We start from the raw sequence: 9,871 nt of genomic DNA on the forward strand, positions 1-9,871 counted from the left end.
ATGGATAACACCCTCCCTTCCTTCATTGACTACTTCCGCCAGTTGGTGACGGAGCATGTCGAGTTGCAAACCTTCGTGCACGGCGCGGCCGGCCGCATCATTGCCGGCACGCGCAGCGGCTTTACGTACCCGGTGCTCTGGCTCGAAACACCCTCGATGGGGCTGACTGATAAGGATGGCACCACCCCCTTCGGGCAGCGCGCCAGCGCTTTTGTGGTGCTGCACAACACCGAAGGCGACAGCTACGCCGACCAGGATAAGAAGTGGGCCAGCACCGAGGCGCTCGCCCTGGAAGTGCTCAGCCGGCTGCGCCACGACAAGAAGACGCGCCGGCACACCTTCGACTTGAACGGGGGCCAGCTCGAGGCGGTGGCCACGATGACGGTGGATAATGAAATCGGCTGGCGCTACGAGTTCAGCCTGGGCGATTATGTGAGCCTAAAATACGACGCGACGCGCTGGGAGGGCAAGACGGTATGAGCCTGATTTTACTGCGCACCAGCTACGAGAACGGCACGCCCTACGGCGACCGCACGAGCCAGGTCTACGGCACTACCTACGACACCACCAACTGGTATTTCGATACGGACGCGCTCGCGGTCCTGACCCAGGTGGCGGGCACCTACGACAATTTCCAAGATGTCAACGACCTGGATGAGTTCAAGTTTGACGGGGAATTCTACGCCTATTGCGCCCGCACCACGCGCCGGGGCTACGTGCACGACGGGTACGGCGGCTTTACGGTAGTAGAAGAGGAAAATAGCCTCAGCTGCGGCTTTGTGCCCCCCGCGGCCCTAACCTGTGACCTGGGCTCGGCGAGCGTGAGCCAAACGCCCACGCCTAGCGGAGCCACGCTGGAGGCTAAAATTACCGGCACCGTCAACGGCCGGCTGCGCTACCGCCTCGACGCCGGCCTAGAGCAGGCCAGCCGCATCTATTATAACGTACTGCCCGGCGCCCACGTGCTGAGCTTCCGCGACGATGGGCTGGCCGGCTGCGAGCGCACCGTGCGCTTTGTGGTGGCGCCGCCCCCGCCCCCGACCGTGCCGCTGGGCGCGCCGGTGGGCCTCGACTTCGTCGGGCAGCCCGTCTGGTACCGCACGGCCCCCGTGCCGGCTAACGCCGACGTGGCCTTGGAGCTGTGGGCCGAGAGCGCCCATGGGGCCGAGGATTTTAGCCTGGTCTTTACCCTGCGCAAGCGGGCCGATAAATTAGGGGCCATTCAGTTTCGCCTCGATACACTGCTCTGGCCGCTGCTCAGTGCCTTCGTGCCTACGGCGGCCACGGCCACCACGCGCTGCCGCACCAACCTGGTCAACTACTTCGTGCGTACCAGCGTGCTAGCCCCGGGCCGGCCCCCGGTCTACGGCAGTGGCCCGCTGCGCACGGCCGTGCGCGGGGCCTTGCCGGCCGAGTGGCGCGATACGGATTATTTCCGCTTTCGCACCCTGGCCTTTGCCCTACCCCCCTTCCTGAGCTGGCAGCCGGCCGGCCCCGGGGCCTACGCTGGCGACGCCCTGAAGCGCATCACGCTCGCCCAGCCCGAGTGGCTGTTCTGGCTCTGTCCGGTGGACGTAGCCGGCCTGCGCATCAGCCGCAGCTACGACCAGGGCCCCGGCTCGGCCAGCCTGCCCCTGGTAGAAACCGAGCTACTCGGCCCCAGCCCCGCGCGGGGCTGGCAGCACCAGCTGCTGGCCATTCCGCTGCGGGCCAAGGCCGGCTACCAACGAATGGCCGTGCGGGTGGAGTCGGCCGATGGCCAGGTACTGAGCCCACCCGCGTGGTATACGTTGGTGGAGGCTACGCCCCAGACCCGTTACGTGCTGTTTACCAACTCGCTCAGTGGCGTAGATACCCTGCGCTGTGAGGGCCGCCTGGAAGGCACCCTGGAAGTCACGGCCGAGAAGGTGGAGCGCCCGGCTGCCTACGGCGACGCCGGTGCGGTGCCCGACCGGCAGGTGAGCGACGTGACGGGCCTGCGCAAGCTCAAGCTGGCTTCTGGCTGGCTCAGCCCGGCCGAGTTGGCCTGGGTGCAGGAGTTGCTGCTCACCCGCGAGGCCTGGCAGCAGCTGGGCCCGCAGCTGCTGCCGCTCGACGTGGCCAAGCGCAGCCTCGCGCCCTACTCCGACGAGAAGGGCCTGCGCGGCTTGCTGCTCGAATTCGACTACGCTTTTGCTCCCACCGCTTACGCCCCCACTCGTTATGCTTGAGCTAACCAGCGCCGGCCGGCCGGTGCACCTGAGCCCTGGTACCAGCACCCAGCTGGAGCTAAACTCGCCCCTGTTCGACGAGGACGTAATAAAAGGGCAATTCTCGTACTCGTTTCCCGTACCGGCCGGCCCCAACGGGCCGCTCTACGGCTTTCCCGAGCGCCCCGATGGGGACGGGGCCCCGGGCGCGCTGCTGCCGGCGGAGCTAAGTGACGACGGGCTGCCGCTGCTCGTGGGCCAGCAGCGCATCAAAACGGCCAGCACCAGCAAGTACAGCGTGAGCGTGCAGGCCGGCCTTTCGGGGGCCAACTTGAGCGAGCGCGCCCTGAGCTCGTTCGAATACGGCGGGCTGCGCGACGTGCCGCGCCAGGTGCCGGGCGGGTTGGACGGGGGCGGCAATCCCGTATTTATACCTGGCCTGGTGCAGCACGCCAACCAGGTGGTAGCCAATCCCGATGCCTACGGCTACGTGTTTGCCCCCCTGCGCAACGAGTACCTGACCGACGATGAAAAGAAGCTGCTGAGTAGCAGTGGCACCGTGCTCAACCCCACGGACTACCCACCCGCGACGGTTAATAAGTGGGTGGTGTACCCCGGGCCCATCTTCGGGATGCCGGCCGGGGGCAGCTTTACCTATAGCATCAGCTTTGCGGTGCCGGGCGGCGTGCAGCTGGGCACGTACAGTCTGCTGCCGTACTACTGCCCCTTTCCCAAGCTGCGCTACGTGCTCCAGGCCATCTTCGAGGAAAGCGGGCTACTGGTGGACGTGGCGCAGCTGCTGCCCGGCGAGCTGGGCGACCTGGTAATAGTAGGCAACGCGCAGCTGGTGGACCGGGGCGATTTGACCACGCTGCGCTTCAGCCTGGCTGACGTGCTGCCGGCGATGAGCGTGGCGGAATTGCTGGCCGCTATTCGGCAGGATTTGGGCATCGTCGTGTACGTAGACCCCGCCACGCGCTACGTGCGCACGGTGTACCTGGCGGAGCGCGTGGCCGCCAGTGCCGAGTATGTAGACCTCACCACGCGGCTGGCCGGCGACCCGGAGGCCACGATTGACGAGGCGGCGGGCCTGACGCTCACCTATAAGGTGGACAGCGAGGATGAGCTGACCAAAGACCTGGTGGATAAGCAGCCCGACCTCACGCTGCTGCTGCCGGCGGTGGCCACGCTGGCCGACCTGCCCCACTTAGCCGATATAGCGGCCGACAACCCGCAGAACGGGCAGGTGCGCCTGGTGCAGGCCCTCGATATGTACTACGTCTGCGCGCTCTCGTATTTGGATGGCGTGCGCGTCACGCTCACCTGGACGCCCTTGGTGCTGAGCCTGGCCCCGCTGCAAGTCAATGAGGGCGGCGACGAGCAGGCGCGGGTGCTCTGCTACACGGCCACGCGCAACACGCTGCTCTACCAGGGCCCCAATGCCGATTACGGGGTGCCGCTGCCAGCACTCTCGCAACCGCCTTACCTGGCCAGCCAAAAGGAGGTCGAGCGCAGCAGCAGCCTGCGGCTGCTCTTTTACAACGGGCTCCAGCTGGCTCCCGACGGGGTGAGTCCTTACCCGCAGCTCTCGGCGGTCAGCGCCAGTGGGGCCAGGACGTTGTATTTGGGCGGCACGGCCGGCACCTACGCCCAGCTGCTGAGCGCCTGGCTGGCCGTGAAGCTGCGCCCGGTCAGCTACAAGGTGCCCTTGCTGCTCACGCCCCTCGACCTGGCCCGGCTCGATTTGACCCAGCCGCTGCGCCTCGACGGGGTGCCCTACTTGGTGCGCAAAGTGCAGGCCACGGTACCGCTCCAAAAGCCGGCCACGCTGGAGCTGGTGCGCCTCTAAAAAAGGGGGCTACCGGGTACGGGAAATTGCCAGTTTAGGGCCGAAAAAAAGGGCGGTTCCAGAAAAAATAAAGTTGCCAGTTTACTCCCAGGATTTGCCAGTTTACTCCCAACCGGGAGTGGGGGGTAAGGGGAGGGGTGGGAGAGGGGTCAGGCGGCCAGCCCGTCTGACCCCCGGCCGGCGCCGGCGCGCAGCTGGCAATTGCCAGGTTTGGCCCGGCCGGTAAGCGGCCTATTACCTGGTTCGCGAAAAGTGCTTCTTGGCCGGCATGAACGCACACCTACTCCTAACGCGGCATCCGTCCGCCAATGGCTGCACCCTGGGCGATTTATCGCTCAATGGTAAATTCTTCTGCTACACGCTGGAAGACGTGGTACGTCCGGCTGGCCACGTGGTCGCCGGCGAAACGGCTATTCCGGCTGGCCGCTACCCCGTCACTATCCAGCGCAGCCCCAGCTTCCACATGCTTACCCCGCGCCTGGGCGGGGCCGTGGCCAGCCGCGGCATCTTGATTCACCCGGGCAACGGCCCCAAGGATACGCGCGGCTGCATCCTGGTGGGCTTCGCCAAGCTGCCGAGCAACGTCAAGATTTACCAGTCGCAGGAAGCCTTCCAGGCCCTGATGGGCCAGCTGCTCAACGCGACCACCATCGACTTAACGATTCGCTAGGATGGTCTTGCTGCCCCTACCTCCCAACGAGTGCCCCAACGTCGGGGGTGTGCGGGGCCTGCGCGTGTGGCCGGCCAGCAACGTGCGCCTGCCCGCTTACCAGGGCGTGAGCCTGCTCGACCCGCTGGTGGTGCTCGACCCCGACAACTACGCCGACATCTGGTTTCTGCCCGATTCGGCCGGCTTCAGCGAGCCGCAGGACGACAGCGTGCAGGGCGACCTCTACAAGCCAGTCATTCAGCTGGTGGTGCCCAAGGATGCCCCCGACATCGGCGAGGCCGTGGCCCGGCTCACGGCCGTGCGCTACCTGGTGGCCGGCTACACCGATGGCAACGGGCTGAGCAAGCTGGTGGGCACGCCCGAGAATCCGCTGCGCTTTTCCAGTGTGCTGGAAACGGGCAAGCGCGGGCCCGACCGCAACGGCTACGCCTTTATGCTCGCTGGCGAAACGCCCCGGCGGGCGCCCTTCTTTTTGGCTCCCTCCCTCGGGGCCATTCCCACTCGCCGGGCCTTCTCGCCCGGCTTCAGCTTTGGCTTCCACTAAGATGGCTCAACTACCACCCAGCGACCTGCACGCCGCCATTGACCTGCGGTTTGCCGATAATACAACTGAAAATATTACGCCCGAAATCACGCGGGCCATGCTGCACGACCTGGTTGATTCGCTCGGCGCGGCCCGGGCACCCAGCGCCTACACCGTGAGCCTCTCGAATGGCAAAACGGCGGGCACCCTTAAAAGTGGCGACGTCATTGCGGCCGGCACGCCCTACGACGATACCTTTTTTCGGCGCGTACTGGTCGAGGCCATTTACCCCACCTACGTCCCGGCGAGCCTGAGCCTGGCGCAGTCAGCTTCGCAGGAAGGGGAGGTCGGCGAATCGGTGGCCAACGTGCTCACGGCCTCCTTTAGTCCGGGCGATGCCGGCGCGCTCAGCGCCATTCGCATTGTCAAAAACGGGGGGCAAATCAGTACGGGAGGCACCAGTTCGCCGTTTTCGCGCAACTCCAACGTGGTGCGGGTGCTCGGCAGCATCGTGTTCCAGGCCTTCGCCAGCTACGCGGCCGGCCCGGTCAAGCTCGTGCCCCCGGCTAATAAAGCCGACACGCGCCCGCCGGCCATCCGCAACCCCGATGCGCCCCAGGCGGCTGAGACGGACCTGGCCAGCAACCCGGTGCAGCTGGTCGGCTACTACCGCCTCTTCTTCGGCCCGGCCGCTGGGGCGGCGCTCGACTCGGCCGCCGTGCGGGCCCTGCCCCTCTCGCAGCTCACGAGCACCGGCAACACGGGCCAGCTCAGCACCGGCACCAGCGCCACGCGCTTCGCCCTCGTGCTGCCGCCCGGCCGCCAGCTGCTCAGCGTGACGGATATCGACAACCAGAACCTGAACCTCACGGCCAAATACGTGGCCCAGCCGACCATTTCGGTCAACGACGCGGCCGGCCAGCCGGTCGCCGGCTACACGCCCTACGTGCTGAGCACCGCGACTCCTTACACCTCTTCCGCCCGTCACGTCTTTACCTATGCTTAATCCCGACCAAGTTGCCAGCCAGGGGCCAGGCGGCTTTCTTAATTTGAACGGGGGGCCCACCGACCCCTATTACGCCCTGGCCGATGGCGCTCCCTACCCCGACGTGGCCGCGGCCTGCGCGGCCGTACCGGTGCCGGCACGCAAATCGCGCACCGTCAACGTGGCGGGCGTCGAGATGCAATGGGCCGCAACCGACACCAGCGATGCCGGGCTGAAGGTAAAAACGGCTGCGGCGGTGCCCGCGCCGCAAGTGTACGCGTATGGCCAGCAGGGAGGTATTCAGCCCTCTTATGGTCAGCACACGGCTTCGGGCGGCGCTACGGTTATTGGGGGCGGCTCGTTCAACACGGCCAGCGGGGGCAATGCCGCCGTTTTTAGCGGGTACGGCAACGTGGCCTCCGGTCACTTGGCAACCATTGCGGGCGGGGTAAACAACTACGCTACGGCGGAAACCTCGACTATTGGCGGGGGCGCCAACATTCAGGCCACTGGCCAATACAGCACCGTTCCCGGCGGCCTCGATAACCAGGCGGGCGGCGATTATTCCTTTTCAACGGGCCGCAACAACAAGGCGATGGGCGCCTATTGCAACATATTCGGGGGCCAGGATTGCTACATCGGGGCCGCCTGCACCAACGTCGTTTTCCTGAACTGCAACGGGCTGATGGTCATGGCCGGCAGCAATCAAACGTACTATAACAACGTGCTGCTGAGCACGAGCGGGCGGTACAAAGGTGCCTTTGCCGACGGTACTATATACGTCGTGGGCGATACCGTGCTGGCGCAAACCAGCGCTGGCCAGGATGCCATTTACGTTTCAACGGCGAATCAGACTGGCTCGAATAATAGCGTGCCAAATACGTTTAGGGGCTGGTCGTTTGGCTATTACTTGGTAACGAGTAACCAGGCCGACGCGCTGAACCGCGCCTATGGTCCGAGCGCTACCAACGCCTTTGCCACGATGCGCGACCTGGGCTTTTCGTCCCTGTCGAACGAAACCGCCGTTACCTCGAACGGCACCACGTTTTTCGCGGCCAACTCGAACGCGGCCGTGCGCTTCCTGGGCGGCGGCGCGGTCAGTGTGGGCATGGGGCGGGCCGATATTTCAGCCTTTGCGCCTCGGGTGCTTAACATCTGCTCGCTGCGGGTGCCTGCGGGCGAGCTAGCCATGACGGTGAACTTGGTGGCCGCCAACGGCGAGCCGCAGCCCTCCCTGGACGGGGCAACTACGCTCACCTTGCAGCCGGGCGAGTTTCGGCTCATTGGCGTAGTGGCCAAAACCAGTGCCCGTAGCAGCGACTACAAAACCCTGCTGGTAACGGGCACCTCGGGGGGCACCACCTTAACGGCCGCCCAGCTAGCGGCCCTGGCAGCCGGCAATCCCCGACGCGTAGCGGAACCCAGCAGCCAGAATCCGTTTTTGACTTTCCAAGATGGTTTCTTAGATAATCTAGCTACTCAGAACTACGTAACTGACTCAGGTGTAACGGCAAAAAACCGCTTAGGCTACCAGCTGCAAAGCGGTATCGCCTGCCGCATGACGCTTCCGATTGCCGCCACATTCCACGAAGTTCGCATTTGGATTAAACTCCCGAAGAGCCAGTTTGGCCAGCCCACGGTCGCCACCACGGTAACGTTCGACGCGGGCACCGTGGAAGGCGTCGGCAGCCTCACACTGCAACCAGATACGGCCGTTCTTATCTCGCGCATACCCACCACGGACACGACGCAAACTTTTGAGCGAACGATGACCGTCAATATTTCGGCGGTTGCTTCTGGTGGGGTTGGGGTGCCAGCGGTAGGGGCCAATGATATCGAGATTACAGATGCGATGAAGGGCCTTATTCAGAAGGACCGGGCCACTGGCCAGCGCTTTCGCCTGGTAATTATCAATGGTGCGTTAGGCACCGAAGCACTTTAATATATGACACTCGTTGCCCCAGGTACTATTTTACTCATGGCCACGGCCAGTAACTCCGATGCTGCGCAGGCCCTAACACTGGCCAACACGACCGATGCCCGCGTCACGAAAATGGGCCGCGAGCAGGTGCGCCTGCTCGACTTCGTGAACCCTACCGAACCTGACCACGCGCCGGGTTTTCAGGCCGCGCTCGATGTGGCTAACCTGGTGAACGGCACCATCACGTGGCCCGACTTCGGCGGCATTAAAATCACCGGTAACCCGCAGGATAAGAACATTCTGAATCTCTCGCCTTTGCCGGGCCGCAGCGAGGTGCACGTGAATATGCTGGGACATGGCGGCATTTTCGTCAATGCTACGGGCGCCGGTACCACCGGTGGCCGCACGCTGCTGCGCAGCATCGGCTTGCGTAACTCCGACTGGAAAGGCTTTTATATGCAAGTTCAGCCGGGCAACCAGGATATGTTTTTGCTCGATTTTGACACGGCCAAGGGCGATTCAACGCATCCGGACGCCAGCTCCTGTTCGCACAATACATTAGAAAATGTGCGGGCTATCTTAGGCACTGGGCGTAATAACACCGCCGTGCGGCTGGGCCACACAGCAGGCGCCGGCGGTGATTTGAGCAATTTTAAGTTTGAGAAATTCTTTGTATTCGGTCAGAATCAGACGGAGATAGGCGCAGCGGGCGGGGCAGAGTTTGCAGTAGATGGACAAACCGCCTTTCGCCTTCAGGGCCGCAACACGCTTAACAACACGCTCAGCAACTGCACGGTGGCCTACTGCGACAATGCCTACACCACCTTGTCAGCGGCGGCGGGCATGAGCGCGGCAGAGTACGGCTCGGAGCTAACCGCCGGTGGTGAGGCCGTGAACGGGGCCGGTGGCCTTGCCATTACGGGAGCGATGACGGTATTCTCGCACAACCGCCTGAATGGCATCTACCCCAGCGTGCAAAGCCTGCTGCTGCACGGCGGGCGCTCGGAAAACTGTCTGATGGAACTGGTCGTGACCGACAGCAACGATTCGGGCGTGGTTACGCTCGATACGTGGCAGTTCGACGGGTGCGAGGCGCAAAGCACCAACGGCAACTTCAACGGCTCCGCTTTCTACTTCGGCCGCCCCTCGATTGTGGAGTTTCGCAACTGTGGTATTCGCCACCCCAACATGCTCTACGGCGACCATCTGGTACGCATGTGGCGCGGCGGCAACGTGGGTAGCGTATCGTTTTTGGGCGGCTACGTAGGTGCCGGCGACAACTTTGTGAGTATGCCGGACGGTGGGCTATCAGTGCGCCAGCGCGTTACCCGTGCGGGGATAGGCAGCACGAATGTGATGCTTGGTCGCTACCCAGACCTGTACAACAACGTAGGGTCCTAACCCCCATTTTTTAGGTGGTTAGCCTAGCCCCGCCTAGTGAGGCGGGGCTTTTTGCTGCTGTAAAAGCGTCCTACCCTTCGCTGCGCAAAAAGGCAATCATTGTAAACCGCCCTACCCGGTGGTTTACCTATGAACGACCTACTCACCAGTTCCTGCTGGGCCCTGGAGACCAAGTACTACTCGCTGGCCAAGGCGGCGATTCTGGCCCGCCTCGAAGCGGGCCTGCCCGCGCTCGATGCCAGCGAGTCCAAGCCTCGCTCGTATTCGCACATGGCCGATGGCTTCCCCACGATGTGGGTGGCGCAATCCGGGGAGCTGGTGAGCCTCGACCCT

Annotated in this window: 9 protein-coding genes; all 9 read left to right on the plus strand. The window is 63.9% G+C overall.

The window, feature by feature from the left end; genetic code table 11:
- Nucleotides 1–480 (plus strand): hypothetical protein, encoded by a 480-nt coding sequence (locus GO988_RS15995; protein ID WP_157567232.1) that lies wholly within the window; start codon nt 1–3, stop codon nt 478–480.
- A complete protein-coding gene (locus GO988_RS16000; RefSeq protein ID WP_157567234.1) occupies nt 477–2,210 on the plus strand; it encodes a hypothetical protein in 1,734 nt (577 codons plus the stop codon). The genes GO988_RS15995 and GO988_RS16000 overlap by 4 nt, the downstream gene beginning before the upstream one ends.
- Nucleotides 2,203–4,038: a hypothetical protein gene (locus GO988_RS16005; protein ID WP_157567236.1), complete on the plus strand. Its 1,836-nt coding sequence runs from the start codon at nt 2,203–2,205 to the stop codon at nt 4,036–4,038. Before GO988_RS16000 ends, GO988_RS16005 begins: the two co-directional genes overlap by 8 nt.
- Before the next feature lie 268 nt (nt 4,039–4,306).
- Nucleotides 4,307–4,708, plus strand: coding sequence for a DUF5675 family protein (locus GO988_RS16010; RefSeq protein ID WP_157567238.1), 402 nt, complete (start codon nt 4,307–4,309; stop codon nt 4,706–4,708).
- Between the two features lies 1 nt (nt 4,709).
- Nucleotides 4,710–5,252, plus strand: coding sequence for a hypothetical protein (locus GO988_RS16015; RefSeq protein ID WP_157567240.1), 543 nt, complete (start codon nt 4,710–4,712; stop codon nt 5,250–5,252).
- Nucleotide 5,253: 1 nt separating this feature from the next.
- Nucleotides 5,254–6,237 carry a hypothetical protein gene (locus GO988_RS16020; RefSeq protein WP_157567242.1) on the plus strand — a complete coding sequence of 328 codons (984 nt, stop codon included), beginning with the start codon at nt 5,254–5,256 and terminating at the stop codon, nt 6,235–6,237.
- Nucleotides 6,230–8,158 carry a hypothetical protein gene (locus tag GO988_RS16025; protein WP_157567244.1) on the plus strand — a complete coding sequence of 643 codons (1,929 nt, stop codon included), beginning with the start codon at nt 6,230–6,232 and terminating at the stop codon, nt 8,156–8,158. Before GO988_RS16020 ends, GO988_RS16025 begins: the two co-directional genes overlap by 8 nt.
- Before the next feature lie 3 nt (nt 8,159–8,161).
- Entirely contained in the window at nt 8,162–9,538 is a 1,377-nt protein-coding gene (locus GO988_RS16030; protein ID WP_157567246.1) for a hypothetical protein, read from the plus strand.
- Nucleotides 9,539–9,667: 129 nt separating this feature from the next.
- A partial coding sequence (locus GO988_RS16035; RefSeq protein ID WP_157567248.1) for a hypothetical protein occupies nt 9,668–9,871 on the plus strand: 204 nt, incomplete at its 3' end.

It is taken from the genome of Hymenobacter ginkgonis, from assembly GCF_009755225.1.
Classification (GTDB): Bacteria; Bacteroidota; Bacteroidia; order Cytophagales; family Hymenobacteraceae; genus Hymenobacter; species Hymenobacter ginkgonis.

What these genes read in the sequence shown, in the direction of transcription:
- GO988_RS15995 (WP_157567232.1), top strand. Translation starts at nt 1, where the DNA reads ATGGATAACACCCTCCCTTCCTTCATTGACTACTTCCGCCAGTTGGTG.
- GO988_RS16000 (WP_157567234.1), top strand. Translation starts at nt 477, where the DNA reads ATGAGCCTGATTTTACTGCGCACCAGCTACGAGAACGGCACGCCCTAC.
- GO988_RS16005 (WP_157567236.1), top strand. Translation starts at nt 2,203, where the DNA reads ATGCTTGAGCTAACCAGCGCCGGCCGGCCGGTGCACCTGAGCCCTGGT.
- GO988_RS16010 (WP_157567238.1), top strand. Translation starts at nt 4,307, where the DNA reads ATGAACGCACACCTACTCCTAACGCGGCATCCGTCCGCCAATGGCTGC.
- GO988_RS16015 (WP_157567240.1), top strand. Translation starts at nt 4,710, where the DNA reads ATGGTCTTGCTGCCCCTACCTCCCAACGAGTGCCCCAACGTCGGGGGT.
- GO988_RS16020 (WP_157567242.1), top strand. Translation starts at nt 5,254, where the DNA reads ATGGCTCAACTACCACCCAGCGACCTGCACGCCGCCATTGACCTGCGG.
- GO988_RS16025 (WP_157567244.1), top strand. Translation starts at nt 6,230, where the DNA reads ATGCTTAATCCCGACCAAGTTGCCAGCCAGGGGCCAGGCGGCTTTCTT.
- GO988_RS16030 (WP_157567246.1), top strand. Translation starts at nt 8,162, where the DNA reads ATGACACTCGTTGCCCCAGGTACTATTTTACTCATGGCCACGGCCAGT.